At 66.7% G+C, this 17800-nt stretch carries 16 protein-coding genes; 10 read left to right on the plus strand and 6 right to left on the minus strand.

Annotation, left to right across the window (positions count from 1 at the left end):
• Positions 1–13: 13 nt before the first annotated feature.
• The 5 genes from HHL27_RS04985 to HHL27_RS05005 all read left to right on the plus strand — a co-directional run bounded on the left by HHL27_RS04985 (position 14) and on the right by HHL27_RS05005 (position 4431).
• On the plus strand, positions 14–1222 hold the full coding sequence (locus HHL27_RS04985; RefSeq protein WP_169492288.1) for a murein hydrolase activator EnvC family protein: 1209 nt from the start codon (positions 14–16) through the stop codon (positions 1220–1222).
• An 87-nt stretch (positions 1223–1309) separates the two neighbouring features.
• A complete protein-coding gene (locus tag HHL27_RS04990; RefSeq protein WP_169492289.1) occupies positions 1310–2686 on the plus strand; it encodes a S41 family peptidase in 1377 nt (458 codons plus the stop codon).
• Positions 2687–2699: 13 nt separating this feature from the next.
• On the plus strand, positions 2700–3188 hold the full coding sequence (locus HHL27_RS04995; protein WP_169492290.1) for a disulfide bond formation protein B: 489 nt from the start codon (positions 2700–2702) through the stop codon (positions 3186–3188).
• Entirely contained in the window at positions 3185–3706 is a 522-nt protein-coding gene (locus HHL27_RS05000; RefSeq protein ID WP_169492291.1) for a demethoxyubiquinone hydroxylase family protein, read from the plus strand. The genes HHL27_RS04995 and HHL27_RS05000 overlap by 4 nt, the downstream gene beginning before the upstream one ends.
• A 125-nt stretch (positions 3707–3831) precedes the next feature.
• Complete coding sequence (locus HHL27_RS05005; protein ID WP_169492292.1) at positions 3832–4431, plus strand: hypothetical protein; 600 nt, start codon at positions 3832–3834, stop codon at positions 4429–4431.
• Positions 4432–4435: 4 nt separating this feature from the next.
• Here the strand turns inward: HHL27_RS05005 and HHL27_RS05010 are convergent, their stop codons facing one another.
• Together HHL27_RS05010 and HHL27_RS05015 are read right to left on the minus strand one after the other, a co-directional pair.
• Positions 4436–5320, minus strand: a complete 885-nt coding sequence (locus HHL27_RS05010; RefSeq protein ID WP_169492293.1) for a hypothetical protein — start codon at positions 5318–5320, stop codon at positions 4436–4438.
• Positions 5317–6321, minus strand: coding sequence for an isopenicillin N synthase family dioxygenase (locus tag HHL27_RS05015; protein WP_169492294.1), 1005 nt, complete (start codon positions 6319–6321; stop codon positions 5317–5319). Before HHL27_RS05015 ends, HHL27_RS05010 begins: the two co-directional genes overlap by 4 nt.
• 105 nt (positions 6322–6426) lie before the next feature.
• On the opposite strand from HHL27_RS05015, the gene HHL27_RS05020 reads away from it, so the two are divergent.
• The 5 genes from HHL27_RS05020 to HHL27_RS05040 all read left to right on the plus strand — a co-directional run bounded on the left by HHL27_RS05020 (position 6427) and on the right by HHL27_RS05040 (position 10786).
• Entirely contained in the window at positions 6427–7365 is a 939-nt protein-coding gene (locus HHL27_RS05020) for a LysR family transcriptional regulator (RefSeq protein WP_169492295.1), read from the plus strand.
• 87 nt (positions 7366–7452) lie between these two features.
• A complete protein-coding gene (locus HHL27_RS05025) occupies positions 7453–8370 on the plus strand; it encodes a sterol desaturase family protein (protein WP_169492296.1) in 918 nt (305 codons plus the stop codon).
• Positions 8367–9944, plus strand: a complete 1578-nt coding sequence (locus tag HHL27_RS05030) for a tetratricopeptide repeat-containing sulfotransferase family protein (RefSeq protein WP_169492297.1) — start codon at positions 8367–8369, stop codon at positions 9942–9944. The genes HHL27_RS05025 and HHL27_RS05030 overlap by 4 nt, the downstream gene beginning before the upstream one ends.
• A gap of 11 nt (positions 9945–9955) precedes the next feature.
• Positions 9956–10318: a hypothetical protein gene (locus tag HHL27_RS05035; RefSeq protein ID WP_240959390.1), complete on the plus strand. Its 363-nt coding sequence runs from the start codon at positions 9956–9958 to the stop codon at positions 10316–10318.
• 129 nt (positions 10319–10447) lie between these two features.
• Positions 10448–10786, plus strand: coding sequence for a UrcA family protein (locus HHL27_RS05040; RefSeq protein ID WP_169492298.1), 339 nt, complete (start codon positions 10448–10450; stop codon positions 10784–10786).
• 41 nt (positions 10787–10827) lie between these two features.
• Here the strand turns inward: HHL27_RS05040 and HHL27_RS05045 are convergent, their stop codons facing one another.
• The 4 genes from HHL27_RS05045 to HHL27_RS05060 are packed head-to-tail and all read right to left on the minus strand — an operon-like array spanning position 10828 to position 17784.
• Positions 10828–11748 (minus strand): Vgb family protein, encoded by a 921-nt coding sequence (locus tag HHL27_RS05045; RefSeq protein ID WP_169492299.1) that lies wholly within the window; start codon positions 11746–11748, stop codon positions 10828–10830.
• A 5-nt stretch (positions 11749–11753) separates the two neighbouring features.
• The gene (gene atzF / locus HHL27_RS05050; RefSeq protein ID WP_169492300.1) at positions 11754–13523 is read right to left on the minus strand and encodes an allophanate hydrolase; all 1770 of its coding nucleotides are present in this window, start codon (positions 13521–13523) and stop codon (positions 11754–11756) included.
• Positions 13520–17152 carry an urea carboxylase gene (gene uca, locus HHL27_RS05055; RefSeq protein WP_169492301.1) on the minus strand — a complete coding sequence of 1211 codons (3633 nt, stop codon included), beginning with the start codon at positions 17150–17152 and terminating at the stop codon, positions 13520–13522. Before uca ends, atzF begins: the two co-directional genes overlap by 4 nt.
• The gene (locus HHL27_RS05060) at positions 17149–17784 is read right to left on the minus strand and encodes an urea amidolyase associated protein UAAP2 (protein WP_169492302.1); all 636 of its coding nucleotides are present in this window, start codon (positions 17782–17784) and stop codon (positions 17149–17151) included. Before HHL27_RS05060 ends, uca begins: the two co-directional genes overlap by 4 nt.
• Positions 17785–17800 lie beyond the last annotated feature (16 nt).

The raw sequence follows: 17800 nt of genomic DNA on the forward strand, positions 1-17800 counted from the left end.
GGCGTTAGCTTCCATGACGTCGCGCGCCGCACTTCTTCTCCTTTCCGCCTGCCTTGCGCCTCTGGTCGCGTGGGCTGCGTTCGGCCAGGCCGCGCCCTACGGTTCAAGCGCAGAGGCGGGCAATGCCTTGCGCGAAGCATCGCAGGCGCTGGCGATGGCCGAGGCACGGGCAGAACGGCTCGACCGGCAGGCCCGCCAGTCACGCGCCGAGGCAGAACGCACCGCCGCCGAAATCGCGGCCACTGCCGCGCGGATCCAGCAGTCCGAAGCCGAGATCCGCCTCGCACAGGCGCAAGCCGTTGCGATCGATCGCCAGCGCGACGCGCTGCGCTTGCGCATGGCCGCGCGGCAGGAGCCGGTCGTGCAACTTACCGCTGCGCTCGAGATGATCGCGCGTCGGCCTCTGGCGTTCAGCCTGATGCGCACCCAGTCGCTGCGCGACACCGTCTACTTGCGCGCCGTGCTGGAATCGGTTGCGCCGGAAGTCCATCGTCGCACCGCTGCGTTGCGCGGCGAGATCTTGCGCGGTCGCGCCCTCAAGCAGAGTGCACAAGCGGCCGCTGCCCGGCTGAAGGCCGGCGAGGCGGCGCTGGCGCGGAGAAGGAGTGAACTTGTCGCGCTGGAAAGTCGCCAGCGCGTTGCAGCCCGCGCCTCGCAGGGCAGCGCCAGCCGCGAGGCCGATCGCGCGCTCGCTCTTGCCGAAGAAACACGGGACCTGTCCGCACTGGTCGGCCGGCTGGAAGCCGATGGCGCGTTGCGCGCGCAGCTGGCCGCCTTGCCGGGACCAGTGCAGAGGCCGGCGCGCCCGGGCGACGTGCTCGTGGCCGATCCCATCGCGACAGCGCCGAGTGCCGAAGCGCGCTTTTCGTGGATTGCACCGCTCGGCGGACGCATCGTCACCGGCTTCGGCGAAGCGACGCAGGCAGGCGCCGCGCGCGGCCTGACTTTCGCGCCGTCGCCCGGCGCGCAGGTAGTGGCGCCGGCGGCTGGACGCATCGCCTTTGCCGGGCCCTATCGCGGCTTTGGTCGAATCGTGATCATTGAGCACGACGGCGGCTGGTCGAGCCTTGTCACCGATCTGGGTAACCTGACCGTCGCCGTGGGAGACCGGGTGCTGCAGGGCTCGCCGCTCGGCAGTGCGGGCGCCGGTCGGCAGACCGTGACGGTCGAGTTGCGCAAGGATGGCCAACCGGTCAATCCACTGACCGTGACACAGGGCTGACTTTACGTCAGCGGCGAGCCGCAATCACACGATCCTGACCTTTCGCCATCTGGCGTTCAGCGCGGTCGCGCTATAGAAGCAGGCGCAATGAAGCTTCCCATGCCCAAGGCCGCGATGGCCACGCCCCCCGCTTCGCCGCGGCGCCTTTCCACGCTGCTGCGCATGACCGCGCTGGTCAGTGCCGTCGCGCTGCTGCCTGCCGCCACGGCCGGTCTTGCCGCGGTCGACGCCAAGAGCGGCCCGCAATTCGGCAAGCTGCTGGCGGTTTACGAACGGATCAAGGCGAACTACGTCGAGCCGGTGGACGACGACAAGCTGATAAAGGGCGCGATTGACGGGATGCTGGCGACCCTCGATCCGCACAGCTCCTACCTGGATGCGCGCGATTTCGAGAACCTGCGCACCCAGACCGACGGTTCCTATGGCGGACTTGGCCTGTCGGTGACGATGGACGATGGCGCGGTGAAGGTGATCGCGCCGACCAAGGGCAGCCCCGCCGACAAGGCCGGGGTCAAGGCGGGCGACTACATCACTCACCTTGACGGCAAGCTGATCTATGGCGGCACGCTCGACGAGGCGGTGGACCAGATGCGCGGTCCGCCGAACACCTCGATCAAGCTGACGATCTTCCGCCCCGGTCGCGACGAGCCGTTCGACGTGACCGTCACGCGCCAGATCATCGACCTGAAGCCGGTCGACTGGAAGGTCGACGGCAACATCGGTGTGATCTCCGTGTCGCAGTTCAGCGCCAATGTCGGTTCCGAAGTCGCCGCGGCGTGGAACCAGATCAAGCTCAAGACCGGCGGTCGTCCGGGCGGGCTGGTGCTCGACTTGCGCGGCAACCCCGGCGGCCTTCTGGACGAGGCTGTGTCGCTCTCCGACCAGTTCCTGGAAAAGGGAACGATCGTCTCGCAGCGCGGCCGCTACGCTCGCGACAACGAGGTCTACAATGCCCAGCCTGGTGACATCGCCAAGGGCGTGCCGGTGATCGTGTTGATCGACGAAGGTTCCGCTTCCGCGTCCGAAATCGTGGCAGGCGCGCTGCAGGACCAGCACCGCGCGCTGATCATGGGGCAGCGCAGCTTCGGCAAGGGCAGCGTTCAGACGCTGATCCAGCTGACGTCCACCACCGCGCTGAAACTGACGACGGCGCGCTACTACACCCCTTCGGGCCGCTCGGTGCAGGAAGGCGGCATCGATCCCGATATCGCCGTGCCGCAGATTTCCGATCCGGATCTGCGCAAGCGCGCGCTGCGCTCCTATCGCGAAAGCGACCTGCGCGGCCATCTCGTCAACGAGATCAAGGACGACAGGGATCTCGAAAAGGACAAGATCGAGGACCCCCGCTTCAAGATGACGCCCGAGGAACTGAAGGCCAAGAACATCGAGGACTTCCAGCTGTGGTATGCCGAACAGACGCTTGGTCGCACCACCCCGCAGGCCCTCGCTGCCCGCAAGCGCTGAAAGCACGGAAACGATGACCCCGCAGCAATCTCGTAGCGCCGCCTATACGCTCGCCCTGCTGGTGCCCGCCGCACTGATGGGCGGGGCGCTCGTCTCGCAGTACGTCTTCGGTCTCTACCCATGCGAGATGTGCTGGTGGCAGCGCTACCCGCACATCGCGGCCATCGTGCTGGCCGGGCTGGCGCTTGCCTTGCGCAAGAGCCCCCTGGGCGACGTGTTCGTCCGGCTGGCTGCAATCGCGATCGGGATCAGCGGACTGATCGGCGCGTTTCATGCCGGTGTCGAATATCACTGGTGGGAAGGGCTTACCGCCTGCACGCGCACCGCGTCCGCAGGCGGCGACCCGCTCGCCGCGATCATGGACGCACCGGTGATCCGCTGCGACGTGGCGCAGTGGACGCTGTTCGGGGTGAGCCTTGCCGGCTTCAATTTCCTGATCTCCACGGTTGGGGCCGTGGCTGTGTTCGTGCTGCTGGGCCGGGGAAAGACGAGGATCGCATGACCGCTGTTTCGCGCAAGACTGCCAGCATGCTCCGGGTCGACCAGGCCGGCGAATATGGCGCGACCCGGATCTATGCCGGGCAGATGGCGGTCATGGGCGATCGCGCACCAGGCTCGCAGGAAATCGCTGGCATGGCGCGGCAGGAAGAGGAACACCGCAAGCGCTTCGACGCGATGATCGCGCAGCGCGGCGTGCGCCCCACGGCATTGCAGCCCTTGTGGTCCGTTGCCGGTTTTGCGCTTGGTGCGGCGACAGCATTGCTGGGACCCGAAGCGGCCATGGCCTGCACCGCCGCGATCGAGACCGAGATCGACCAGCACTATACCGAGCAGCTTGAGGAATTGGGCGAGGACGATCCCGAGCTGGCCGCGATGATCCGCGAATTCCGCGACGACGAGCGCGAGCATCGCGATGCCGCGTTCGCTGCCGGGGCCGAGCGTGCGCCCGCATACCCGCTGCTGTTTGGTGCGGTCCGCCTGGGCTGCCGCGCGGCGATTGCCCTGTCCAAGCGGATATGAATCGCATTTCGCGTCTTGATTGACCGGAGCCAAGGATCTGGCTTCATTGTGCGTTCAAGGCCAAGGGTGCCGAACATCTGGGTGTGCCAATGGACGGCGCAAGTTCTGAACGGAGTGCCACATCGATGAAGCCGTTTCTTGTCGCAGCCGCTGCTGCCTCCGTCCTGGGCCTCTCCGCCTTTGCCCCGTTGCCCGCGCTGGCGCAGGCCGCTCCGGGTGAGAAGGTCAATCAGCTGATCGTCTATGGCGACGATCCGTGCCCTGAATCGGCCGATGGCGCGATCACCGTCTGTGCGCGCAAGGATGAATCCGAACGCTTCCGCATTCCGCCGCCGCTGCGCGACAATCCCAACGCTGCCGTCAACCAGAGCTGGACCGATCGGGTCAAGGCGTATGAGACCGTGGGCGCGGCGGGCGCCTATTCGTGCTCGCCGGTCGGTTCCGCCGGCGCATCGGGCTGCATGGCCAAGCTGTTCAACCAGGCCTATGCCGAAAAGAAGCAGTCGACCGACGTGCAGATGGGCAAGCTGATCGAGGCTGAGCGCGAGAAGCGGCTCAAGTCGATCGATGCCGATGCCGCCGCCGAACAGGCCCGCGTCGAACAGCTCGAAAAGGAATACGACGCCCGCATTGCCCGCGAACGCGCGGCCGAGGCATCGCCAGCGCCTGCCGCCCCGTCGGCAACGCCCGCGCCGGGATCGCTCGCCACCCCGCCGCAGGACTGACCGGTCAACGCACCACGCGCCCGTTCGGCATCACGTGCGGCCGCTCGCGTTCGATCCACGCGAGCGCCGCCGCGCTCGCGTCGGACGTTGCGGCAAACGTGAACCCGGGTAGGTGCAGGTCAACGACGAAGCGCAGTCGGTCGCCGGTGACCCCATCGGTCAGCGTCACCGTGCCATCCGCTTCGATCGCGAAACCGCCTTCCATCAGTGGTTGGCCAACGCGTCGGCTGGTCGTGCTGTAACTCACAATTTCGCCACCCAGCGCCACCGAAACCTCGTAGCTCTCGATCTGATCCGCATTGGCTGCGCCGCGTTCCAATGCCGCGCCGACCGATCCTGCCGCCGCGATACGCGCATCCACCTCGGGCCGGCGCGAGCGGGCCAGCGCCATGTGTTCGCCCGCCACGATCAGGCCTCCATCCATCGCGTGGGCAGCGCCGCTTGCCGCGTCGACCAGCTCGACCAGCCGCAGGCCAAGAAGCGGGCCTGTCGTCGCCAGCTGGCGCCAGTCCTCGACATAGGCGCCAGACGGCGCGAATTCGAGCACGGCATTGCCGATGAAGCGCAGCTCGGCAGGCTCGGGCCAGATCTCGTGCGGCTCGTAGCTGCGCGCAACGGACCACGACATGCGCGCCTGCGCCGCATCCCACAGCGTGTCGCCGGTCCAGCCCTGCCGCATGGCGAGCGGCGTGCGATTCCCGTGTGACAGCCGCAGGTCGATGGTAAAACTTGCCGACTGGAACCAGAACACCAGCGTCGCCTCGTCGGTCTCGCCGGTGCAGAAGGTGATGCTCTTGCGGCGGAATGCACCCAGCAGGCGGGGCGGGAAGGGCACGCCTTCAAGCCGGCCAACGGGGCCGAGCGCATCCAGCAATTGCGTTAAATTCATGCTCGCGCGGCTTCGACGTTGCGGCCGAAGCTGTCGAGCGGCACGGCATCGTTGAGCACAAGTTCGCCCCGCGCCACCCGCTCCTTGAGATAGCGGAACGTCTGCGCGGTCTGGTTGAAGAGATGCTCGCCGGACTTGAGTGGGGCATATCGTGGAACTTCCCCGCGCACCACGGGCGCCACCACATGATCATAGTCGCAGGCATGGAACAGCGCGAAGGAGTACCGCTCCTGCGCCACCTTCTTCACCCGGTGCCGCGTCGCGACATACCGTCCGTTCGACATGATCTCCATCATGTCCCCGATGTTCATGATCAGCGAGTTGGGCAGCAATGGCACGTCCAGCCATTCGCCGTCGCGATCGACGATCTGCAACCCGGCCGTCGTCGCGTGGAGCAGGGTAAAGCACTCGTAGTCGGTGTGCGAGCCGATCCCCGGGCGATCGTGCGCGGCGGGATCATGGGGATAATGGATCAGCCGCAACTGGCTGGGCGGGTGCTGGGTGTGGGCGTCGAAGAAATCCTCGTCCAGCCCCAGCGCCAGGGCGAACGCGCCGAAGATCTGCCGCCCGATCCCGGTCACGTGTTCGTAGTAGGCAAGCACGTCCTCGCGAAAGCCCGGCATCGCCGGCCACAGGTTCGGTCCCAGCAGCGGCCGGCGCCCGTCTGTGGGAAGGTAGTCGCAATTGATGTCGAACGCCTCCTTCAGGTCGGGCGTGGCGTTGGCGAACTGTTCCTCGCCCACCGGAACGTAGCCAGAATGGTTGAGCGAACCGCCGATGTAGCTTGCCATCTTGGCCGCCTCATCCTGCGCGAAGTAGGCCTTGGCGCGCGCAAGAGCCCGGGCGAACACCGCCGGATCGAACTGCGCTCCGGTGATGTAGAGGAAGCCCGCATCGGCACAGGCACGGTCGAGCTGCTCGGCCACGGCCTTTCGCTCGGCAAAGCTGCCGTGCGCCAGCGGAGTGATGTCCAGCACGGGGAGAACGGCGGTTTCGGTCATGCCCACCGCCATAGGCCGCCCGGGTCATAACGCCATTGGCGACATTCTTATGTTTTTCATCGATCTCATCTATGCCCTTCGGTCAAGTCGCGGTATTTGTGGGGCATGAGTGACCGCGTCCCCCTGATCGACCGCAAGTTCGCCAGCCGGGTCGACTGGAACCTGATGCGCACTTTCGTCGACATCGTGCGCGCCGGCGGCATCGGCGCTGCCGCGCGCCAGCTGAACCGCCAACAGCCGAGCATCAGTGCAGCGCTCAAGCGCCTTGAAGAGCACGTCGGGGCAACGCTGCTGACCCGCACCGCCAGCGGAGTCGAAATGACCGAGGCGGGCAAGGCCATGATGGTCCTGTGCGAGGACATGCTCGAAGCCGCGCGGATGATGCCGCACCAGATTGCGCAGGCGACCAAGCGCGTCGAAGGGTTCGTCCGCATCCAGATCGTCTCGGGCCTCGTCTCGCCCGAATTCGACGAGGCGATCGCCAGTTTCCACCGCCGCAACCCCGCGATCCACATCGAGATCCGCGTCTCCCCCTGGCGCGAGGTGCTCGACGCGCTCGAACAGGGCGAGGTGGAGATCGGGGTCGGCTATGACAGCACCGTGCGCGGCAGCCTGATGTACGAACCGCTGCTGGTCGAAAGGCAGCAGCTCTACTGCTCGCGCTCCAGCCCCTATTTCGGCTATCGCGTCAGTCGCCTGCACGAACTGAAGGACGAAGGCTTCGTCCTGACGGGCGAAGACGAGATCGAACTGATCACCCACTTGCGCCGCCGATACCGCCTCGGCACGCGGGTGAGCGGTCAGGCCGAGGACATCAACGAGGCGCGCCGCTTGATCAAACTCGGCGTCGGCATCGGCTTCCTGCCCGTTGCCGCAGCGGAGGCGGAGGTCGCCAAGGGCGCGCTGTGGCCGATGCTCCATGCCGATTTTGAACCGGCCTACGACATCTATCTGCTCGCTCGAACCGATCCGGCGCGCGACACCGCAACCCAGCTTTTCTGGGACGAAGTCTTCCGACGGGTACGATCGCTGCACAGATCATAGATCGGATCTATGCCTTTCATCGGATAAATACGCCTGTCTTCATGACGCGTCGCAACGCAACCTGCGAACCAAATCGGGAGTCGCAGAATGCTTGCCAGTGCCAGAGCCACTTTGGTCAACCTGATTCCACCGGCAATGGTGGCGGCTTTCCTGCTGTTCTGGGCATACGGCCCCAAGGCATTGCTCGCAAATCCCTGGACATTGGTGGTCTGCTCCTCGCTGGTCACGATCATCGTCCTCGGCCTCGAATTCGTGTTCGAACGCCACGAAGGCTGGCGCATGAACAAGCGCGAGTTCTTCACCGACCTCTATTACGTCGTGCTCAGTTCCACGGTCATCGCGTGGATGACGCAGACTTTCGCCGAAGCCCCGCTGCAGGCGGTCAAGACCTCGCTCGGCATTCACACGACCTGGGTCGGCCATTTGCCCTGGCTGGTGCAGGTGGTCATGGCCGTATCGATCATCGAATTCGGCCAGTACTGGATGCATCGTCTGATGCACAACGTAACGCCGTTCTGGCTGACGCACGCGCCGCATCATCACATTACCCAGCTCAACGCCGCCAAGGGGGCTGTGGGCAATCCGATCGAGCTGTTCCTGATCACGCTCAGCGTGCTGACCTTCTTCGATTTCGACCAGACCGCACTGTTCGCCTGCTTCAACACCACCGCCGTGATTTCGACCTTCGCGCATGCCAACGTGAAGTCGAACCCGCCGATCTGGTATTCGTTCTTCTTCACCACGATCCGCCATCACAGCCTGCACCATTCGACCGACTACGAAAGCACGCGCTGCAATTACGGCAACTCGATGATCCTGTTCGACCGGATCTTCGGCACTTTCAAGGAAGGCGAAAGCGTGCTGGTCGGTCAGGACGAACGCCGCCGCCTGTCGATCTGGGAACAGACCATTTTCCCCTTCCAGCCGCTGATCGCGCGGTACAAGGCTGGGCGCGCCGCTTCCGCTCAGGTCGCCAATGAAGCGGGAGGAGCAGCGGCGGCATGATTGTGACCCGCCCCGCGAACGCTGAAGCGGCAAGGCGCGCGCTGGCGCGGGGCGATTTTGACACGACGTTCGATCAGGCGGAGGCGCTGCTCGCTGCCGAGCCCGACAACCCCGAAGCCCACTTCCTCCTCGGCATAGCGGAATCGAGCACCGGGGGGATCAGCGCCGGCATCGCCGCGATCGAACGCGCCGTCGCGCTCGATCCGCAGGGCGAATACCGCGCCCATCTCGCCAAGCTCTACACCCTCGTCCGCCGTGAAGGCGATGCCGCCGCCACGTTGCGCGCCGCCGAACAGGCGCTGCCGGCCGATGCTCTGTCGCGCGACACCATGGGGTGCGTCTATGCCCGCCTGGGCGATCATGCCGCCGCGCTCGCCCACTTCGACGCCGCCGTCGCGCTGGAGCCAGACAACACCGAGTTTCGCTACAACCAGGCGGTCACGCTCAACTTCCTGGGTCGCGTGAGCGAAGCAGAAGCCGCGCTCGAAGCGCTGCTGACGCTCGATCCCGCCGCCGCGCGGGCTCACCATCTGCTTGCCAGCCTGCGCAAGCAAACGCGCGAGGCCAATCACGTCGCCCGCCTCGGCCAGACCCGCGCCGCCGCGCGCGATGGCCGCGATCGCCTGCTGCTGGGCTACGCGCTGGCCAAGGAGCTTGAGGACATTGGCGAGGCAGATCAGGCGCTCGATACGCTGATCGCCGCCAATGGCGAACACCGCCGCAGCCTGCCCTACGATTTTGCCCGCGACGCCGCCGTGTTCGATGCGATCGAGAGCGCTTGGGGCAATCTGGCGCAGGCTCCCGTCACCGATCCCGCCAGCGACGCGCCGATCTTCATCGTCGGCATGCCGCGCACCGGCACCACGCTCGTCGACCGCATCCTCTCCTCGCACCCGGACGTCGAAAGCGCGGGTGAGCTTCAGGCGATGCCGCTTGCCGTCAAGCAGGCCGCAGCCACGCGCAGCCGCATGGTGCTCGATCCCGAAACCGTGCTGGCCGCCGCCAGAGCGGACCTCGGCGCGATAGGGCGCGCCTATCTCGATCGCGCGCGGCCCCACCTGCGCAGCGATGCAGGCCGCTTCATCGACAAGTTTCCGGGCAACTTCCAGTACGTGGGGCTGATCGCCCGCGCGCTGCCGAAGGCGAAGATCGTCTGCCTGCGCCGCAACCCGATGGACACGGTGCTCAGCAACTTCCGCAATCTCTTCGCGATCAGCTCGCGCTACTACGACTACAGCTACGACCTGCTCGATACCGCTGCCTACTACGCGCGCTTCGACCGCCTGATGGCGTCCTGGCGTAAGGCGCTGCCGGGCCGCGTGCTCGAACTGTCCTACGAAAGCCTGGTTGCCGATCAGGAAGGCGAAAGCCGCCGACTGCTTGCGCATTGCGGGCTCGACTGGTCCGACGCGTGCCTGTCGTTTCACACCAACCGCGCGCCTGTCTCGACGCCGAGCGCGGCGCAGGTCCGTCGCCCGATCTACGCGGAATCGGTCGCTCGCTGGAAGCGCCATGCCGAAGTTCTCGAACCCGTCCGCCAGTTCCTCGTGGCCGCCGGCGTGGCTGTCGAATGAAGGAGATCACCTTGACCATCCGACGCCCCCTTCCGCTCCTCGCCGCGCTGGCGCTGGTCGCCATGGCAACCCCGGCGCTGGCCGACGCACCTGCAACCAAGCTCGTGCGCTGCGGCGCGGCAGACTGCCTGCTGGTGAAGGGTAACCGCGCCGATCCGAAGAGCCCGGTCTCAGTCAACGATCACGCCATCTCGGTCGAGGGCGGACGCCACTGGCGCGCCCGCCTGCCGGTTGCCACGGTGCGCGCCTGGTCCGAGCCTTATGCCCGCACGCTGTCCGTTGCTGTGGCCGACGAGGCGTTCGAAGCCCGGCTTCCCGTGGGAATGCTGGGCACACCCAAGGACTTGGCCATGCTCGTTGTCCGGGCGAAGTAATAACCCGACAGAAGTGGAGTAATAAAACAACAAATAAGCCTTCAATATTGTAAGTTTCATCGCCGGGCGCTATACAACGGATAGCAGCCGCCAGAAGAGCGGCGCGTGTTTTCCGCGCAGGAGATGAAGATGAAGAAGGCTTTCGTGGCGATCGCCATGTTCGCATGTGCAACGCAGGCTTCGGCCGCAACGCAGACCACCACCGCAAATCCGTTCGCCAAGGACGCGGCGATCCTCGACCTCAAGGGCCTCGATCTCGCCACTGCCGATGGCCAGCAGCGCCTGGCCATCCGCCTCGACGCGGCCGCCCGTGCGGTTTGCGGCGAGCGTCTCGAAGGCGTCCACCTCGCGCTCGAAGCCAAGGCTCAGGCCTGCCGCGCGGCTGTGACCGCCGATGTGCGCAACCAGATCGAAGCGCGCATGGCCGCTGCCGAAAAGACCGGCACGCGGGTCGCCTCGCTGCGCTGATCCTTGTTGGAGGCCCTGCGTTGGTGCAGGGCCTTCTCACCCTACTTCGTCGGCCACCACGTCAGCGTGTGGACGTCGTGGGCCGAAGTCCACACGCCCTGCGGCGTCCAGCGCAGCGCCCCGCTGCCGACCGGCTTGCCGACCCGCGACAGGATCGCGTTGGTTGCCGCATCGATCACGACATATTCCTGATCGTCGGTGGTGCGCAGCCACACCTTGCCGTCGCCGGTATCGATGTCGCCCCATTTCAGGTTGTCGCCAACCTTGATCCGCGCGGTCACCGCCATCGTCCCGGGATCGACCCGCGCCACGGTGCCATCGCCCTGTTCCTGAACCCAGACGGCGCCTTCGCCGGCAACGAGGAAGCCCGGCGCCTTGCCCAGTGCGGCTGTGCCGGTCACCGCGTTGGTCGCGGGATCGATGCGTTGAAGTAACTGCTCCTTCGCGCTCACCGCCCATAGCGCGCCCAACCCGAACGACAGATACCATGATCCAGGGGCGACCGGGATCGTCGCGACGACATTGTTGGTGGCAGGATTGATCCGCGCGATCTTGCCCGCGGCGTCCGATCCGATCCATACCGATCCCGCGCCGGTCACGGTGTTGAGTTCGCCCTCTCGCTGGTTGGCGATACCGCTCGATATCGTCGCGAGCAGCTTGCCCGTCTTCAGGTCGATCCGCTTGACGGCGTTCTCGGGGCAATCGGCGACCCACAGCGCACCGAAAGCGACGCTCATGCCCCCACAAGGCCGGCCCATCGGTGCCTCGGCGAGCTTGCCCTTGACCGACCACTGCTCGACCCGGCCCTTGTTCGTCGCCCATACGGTCTTGCCGTCGATCGCAAGGAAGTCGGCAAAGCCCGGCACCACTTGCACGTGTGGCGCTGGTGGCGCGTCTTCGGCATGGGCGGCAAGCGGCGCCAGCACGGCGGCGGCGAGCAGGGCGGCCTTGAGCCCGCGCATCGCCGTCACGCCTTCTGCGCGATGTAGGCGCGCCAGCCGCCGAGGTGGGTGATGTCCTCGGCACCGGTCAGCGCGCGGGGTTCGGCGACGAAGCCTTTCACGCTCGTCCCATCCGCCAGCGTCATCGTGCCGATGGCGAGCGGCGGCGGCACTTCGACCACGAAGCTGCCGAACTCGGCCACGCCCAGTTCGTAGACTTCGACCGCAATGGCCGCACCATCGGCGCTGTGCACCAGCGCGGGCTTGGGCGGCACGCTGTCGGCCATGGCATAGAGCCGATAGGTCGGCGCGGTCTGCGTCGCCTCGACGAACTTCGCCTCACGCGAAGTCAGCTGCCAGTGCAGCGGCATGTCCTTGAGATGCGCGCCGACGACGGCGAGTTTGACGGTCTGCATGCGGCCCTCCAGATCGAGCGGGGGTGTGGGTGGAAGCTGTGCTTGCGCGAGGTAGGCGTCGGCCGCCTCGATCAGTGCGCGGTCGGTGTCGGCCGGGCCGATCAGCGTCACGCCGAACCCGGTTGCGTTGCCGCGCGTCCCCGCCGGCACGGCGATGGCCGCCATGTCGAGCAGGTTGACGAAATTCGTGTAGTAACCGAGCGCGCTGTTGAGCGCGATCGGCGCTGCCTTCAGTTCGGCCACGCGGTAGGTCGTGCCCGTGGTCGGGAAGACCATCAGGTCGATGTCTTCCCACAACAGGTCGGCATGGCGCTTCAGCTCGGCCAGCCGATAGATGCCGTTGAATAACTCGACCGCGCCGATTTCCAGCCCCGGCGCCACCACTTCGCGCACCGTCGGGTCAAGCGCATCGGGATCGCTGCGCAGCAGCGTTTCGAGTGAAGCGGTGCGCTCGGCCACCCACGGCCCGCCATAGAGCAGCTGCGCCGCTTCCAGCAGCGGAGCATAGTCGATCTCGATGATCTCGGCGAAGGCGCCGAACGCTTCGATCGTTCGGTCGTAGAAGTATTCGGAATCGACATCGCCCATGAAGGCGCGCTGGTCGCGGCGCGGCACGCCGATCCGCTTGGCCTTGCGCGGCATGTCGGCGAGCGGCTTGGACCAGGCATCGGCCGCATCGAACCCGGCCACCACGCCGTCGATCAGCGCGGCATCGGCGGTGTCGCTGGTGAACACGCTGATGCAGTCGAGCGTGCGGCAGGCCGGCACCAGCCCGGCATTGCTCCAGCGGCCCTTGCTCGGCTTGAACCCGATCAGATGCTGGAACGCGGCCGGCACGCGGCCCGAACCCGCCGTATCGGTGCCGAGAGCGAAGGCGACGAGGCCCGCCGCCACCGCGCTCGCCGATCCCGAGCTTGATCCGCCGCTGACGTAGGCTAGGTTGTAGGCATTGCGCGGCGCGCCATAGGGGCTGCGCGTGCCGTTCAGCCCGGTCGCGAACTGGTCGAGGTTGGTCTTGCCGACACACAGCGCGCCCGCTGCCAGCAGCCGCTCGACCGTGGTTGCAGACGCTTCTGGGCGATAGGCAAAGGCGGGGCATGCCGCCGTCGTTTCGAACCCGGCTACGTCGATGTTGTCCTTCACCGCGAAGGGTACCCCGGCGAGTGGCAAGTCCTCGCCCGCCGCCACGCGCGCATCGATAGCGCGGGCCGCTTCGCGCAGGGCCTCGTCGGTCGCCCGAGAGATCCAGATCTGCGGTTGCACCGCTTCGTAGGCGGCTAGCCGCGCAAGGGTCTCCTCCGCCTGCGCGAGCGCGGAGGATCCTCCATTGCGCACGGCCTGCGCTATGGCGGCAACGCTGCGACGGTCCAGCGTGGTCATGCTTCCTCCACCGTGGCCAGGGCCTTGAGCGCCAGCATCGGCGTTCCCGGCTGCACCGCCTGTTTTTCCTGCGCATAGAGCGCCGCGACCACGCCCGATCCGGGGCTTTCGACGCGACATTCCATCTTCATCGCCTCGATGATCGCGATCGTTTCGCCGGCTTCCACCGTGTCGCCCACGTCGACCAGCATCTTCCACACACTGCCGCCGAACGGCGCTTCGATCAGGTCGGCGCCTTCGGGCACCTGGATCGCGCTGGCCGGGGCGGGCTCGGCCTCAGCCGCTTCGGCGCGATCGAATTCGCCGCGCCGCTGCCACTCGGCGCGCTCTTCGTCGAACGCCGCCTGCCGGCGTGCCTCGAAGGCGGCAATCGCCTCGGCATTGTCCTTCAGGTAGGCGCGATAGTCGGCAAGGCGGAATTCGGACGGCTCGATCCGGATCGAACGCCGCCCGGTGGGGAAGTCCCGCCGCCAGGCTTCAAGCTCCTCCGCGCTCACCGGATAGAACCGGATCTGATCGAAGAAGCGCAGCAGCCAGGGCTTGCCCTCGATGAACGCGTCGGTTTGGCGGTGAGTGTTCCACACCTGTATCGTGCGACCGAACAGCTGGTAGCCACCGGGACCTTCCATGCCGTAGATGCACATGTAGGCGCCGCCGATGCCGACCACGTTGGGCGGGGTCCATGTCCGCGCCGGATTGTACTTGGTCGTCACCAGCCGGTGGCGCGGATCGACCGGCGTCGCCACTGGAGCGCCGAGGTAAACGTCGCCGAGGCCCAGCACGAGGTAGTTCGCTTCGAAGATCAGGTTCTCGACGGCCGCCACATCGGGCAAGCCGTTGATGCGGCGGATGAACTCGATGTTGTCGGGGCACCACGGCGCATCGTCGCGCACCGCGCCCATGTACTTCTCGATCGTCTCGATCGTCGCCGGGTCGCGCCAGCTCAGCGGCAGGTGAACGATGCGCGAAGGGATCGCGAAATCCTCCAGATCACCGAGCCGCTCTTCCGCCGCGATCAGCGTGGATAGCGCCTGCGCCTGCGTCATCGTCGCGCCGTCGAAGTGGAACTGCAGCGAACGGATGCCGGGCACGATATCGATCACGCCGGGCAGCGCCATGCGCTCCAGCTCGGTCATCAGCGCCTGCACGCGGATGCGCAGCTCGATATCGAGCACGATCGGCCCGTATTCGACCAGGATGTTGCGATCGCCCTGCTGGCGGTAGACCGTGCGCGGGTTGTTCGGTCCTTCGGGGATTTCCGAAAGGATCGGCGACAGCGTCTCGATCGGGCGCGCCGGGCCGCAGTCAGGCCGCTCGCCGCTTGTCAGCAGGCGCCGCTGCAGGCTGTCGGCCAGCGCTGCATCCACCGCGTTCACCGGACAGAAGCGCAGCTTGTCGCCGGGGGAGAGCTGCCCAATCTTCCACCGGTCCGCCGCGATCACGACGAACGGGCACACGAAGCCGCCGAGCGAGGGCCCGTCAGGGCCAAGAATGATCGGCATGTCGCCGGTGAAGTCCACCGCGCCGATGGCATAGGGATTGTCGTGGATGTTCGACGGATGCAGCCCCGCCTCGCCTCCGTCCTTGCGCGCCCACTGCGGCTTCGGACCGATCAGGCGCACGCCGGTGCGGTTGGAGTTGTAGTGGACCTGCCACTCGGCCGAAACCAGCGTGTCGATGTCGCCGTCGGTAAAGAAGTCGGGCGCGCCGTGCGGGCCATAGAGCACGCGCAGCGTCCATTCGTTGCCCATGTCGGGCAGCGTGGCGGAGGGCAGGGGCGCTTGGCGTGGCTCGGCGCCCAGGTGAAGCGTGTCACCCGCCAGCAGCCGCCGCGCGGCATGGCCGCCGAACTGGCCAAGCTCGAACGTGCTGCGGCTGTCGAGATAGGGCGCGATGTCGAGCCCGCCTTCGAACAGGATATAGCCGCGAAGGCCTCCGCCGGCCGCGCGGCCCAGCGCCAGCGTCTGCCCGGCTCGCACCGCGATCGCCTCGCCCCGACCGATCCGCCTGCCATCGAGCGTGGCAGAGAAATCCGCGCCCATCAGGCATATGCGCGTGTCGGTGTTGAAGGTCATCGTCGGGCCGGTGATCGTTACCTCCAGCCCCGCCGTCCCTTCGGCATTGCCGAGCAGCCGGTTGCCGAGCCGGAAGGACTGGTCGTCCATGGGACCTGACGGCGGCACGCCCACCGACCACAAGTGCTGCCGCCCCGGCCAGTCCTGCACCGTCGTTGCCGTGCCGCCGCTGGCGATGGTGACGCTGCGCGGGGCATAGGCCACGTCCTGCAGCGCGCGGGTCGATACCTCGCCGCTGGTGAAGGCGTGCGAGCGCACAACCTCGCGCAGCCAGCGCAGGTTGGTCTCGATCCCGTCGATCCGCGATGCATCGAGCGCCGCCTGCATCGCCGCGACCGCCGCCTCGCGCGTTTCGCCATGGACGATCAGCTTGGCGAGCATCGGGTCGTACCACGCGCTGACGTTGCTTCCCGCCATGCACCAGGTTTCGGCGCGGATATCGTCGGGGAAATCGACCGCGGTCAGCGTGCCGGAGGTCGGGCGATAATCGAGCGCGGGGTCCTCGGCATAGAGCCGCACCTGCACCGAATGCCCATGCGCGCGGGGCGGATCGGTGTCGAGGAAACCGAAATCGCCCGCGCCGCCCCGGATCATCCATTCGACGAGGTCGACGCCCATGACCTCCTCGGTCACGCCGTGTTCCACCTGCAGGCGGGTGTTCATTTCGAGGAAGAAGAACTCCTCACGCTCGGCATCATAGAGAAACTCGACCGTGCCTGCCGACAGGTAGTTCGCCGCCTGGCCCAGCCGGATCGCGGCGGAGATCAGGTCGGCGCGCACCGCCGCCGGCAGCAGCGGGGCGGGGGCTTCCTCCACCACCTTCTGGTTGCGCCGCTGCAAAGAGCAATCCCGCTCGCCCAGCGCGACAATGCGGCCGTGGCCGTCGCCGAAGATCTGCACCTCGATGTGCCGCGCGCGGCGGATATAGCGTTCGAGGAACACACCTGCGTCGCCGAAGTTGCCCAAGCCCTGCCGCGCCACGGCGGCAAACCCTTCGCGCACCGCGGCTTCGTCCTCGCACACGCGCATGCCGATGCCGCCGCCGCCAGCCGTGGCTTTCAGCATGATCGGATAGCCGATCTCGGCTGCCGCCTTCGCCGCTTCCTCCTCGTCGGTCAGCAGGCCCGTGCCCGGCGCCAGCGGCAGCCCGTGCTGCTCGGCTAGGTCGCGGGCGGTGTGCTTGAGGCCGAAGGTGCGGATGTTGTCGCCGGTCGGGCCGATGAACACGATCCCGGCCGCCGCGCATGCTTCGGCGAAGTCCACGTTCTCGGCCAGGAAGCCGTAGCCCGGATGGATCGCGCCTGCACCGGTCGCCTTGGCCGCCGCCAGGATCGCCTCGACGTTGAGGTAGCTTTCCGATGCGCGTGCGCCGCCGATACATACCGCCTCGTCAGCCTGCACCACGTGCAGCGAATCCTTGTCCGCTTCGGAATAGACAGCGACCGATCGCAGCCCCATCTTGCGCAGCGTGCGGATGATGCGCGTGGCGATCGCGCCGCGGTTGGCGATCAGGACCGTGTCAAAAGCCGGCTTTGGGGCGGTTGCTGCGCTCATGCGGTGACGATCATCCGGACGGGGGTGGGGTTGAAGCCGTTGCAGGGATTGTTGATCTGCGGGCAGTTCGACACGACCACCGTCACGTCCATCTCTGCGCGCAGGTCGACCGTCAGGCCCGGCGCGGAAATGCCGTCGACGATCCCCAGCGACCCGTCGGCTTCCACCGGCACGTTCATGAAGAAGTTGATGTTCGAAACGATGTCGCGCTTGCCGCGCCCTTCGATCAGGTTCGCCTCGAGGAAGTTCTCGACGCAGGCATGCTCCGACTTGGTGTGATGACCATAGCGCAGCGTATTGGATTCACACGAACACGCACCGCCGATGGTGTCGTGGTAATCGACCGCGGTGGCGGTGATGGTCATCATCGGCCGGCCTTCGTTCGACCGCAGCACAGTCCCCTGGCGCAGGAACAGGTTGCCCTGCGCCGCCACGGTGTCTTGCGCGCTGTAGCGTTCGGCATCGTCGGCGGTGGCATAGAGCAGGAAGTCGACCGCCTGGTTGCCTTCCAGGTCGACGATGCGCAGCGTCTGCCCTGCGGCGACATGGTGCAGCCAGGGCGCGCGCGCCGGCACGACGCAGTCGTGCACGACCGGGCCGGAAAGCCCGGCGAGATGGGGATCGGTGCTCATGGTTCTGGTCCTTCCC

The organism is Novosphingobium olei, assembly GCF_012927405.1.
GTDB lineage: Bacteria > Pseudomonadota > Alphaproteobacteria > Sphingomonadales > Sphingomonadaceae > Novosphingobium > Novosphingobium olei.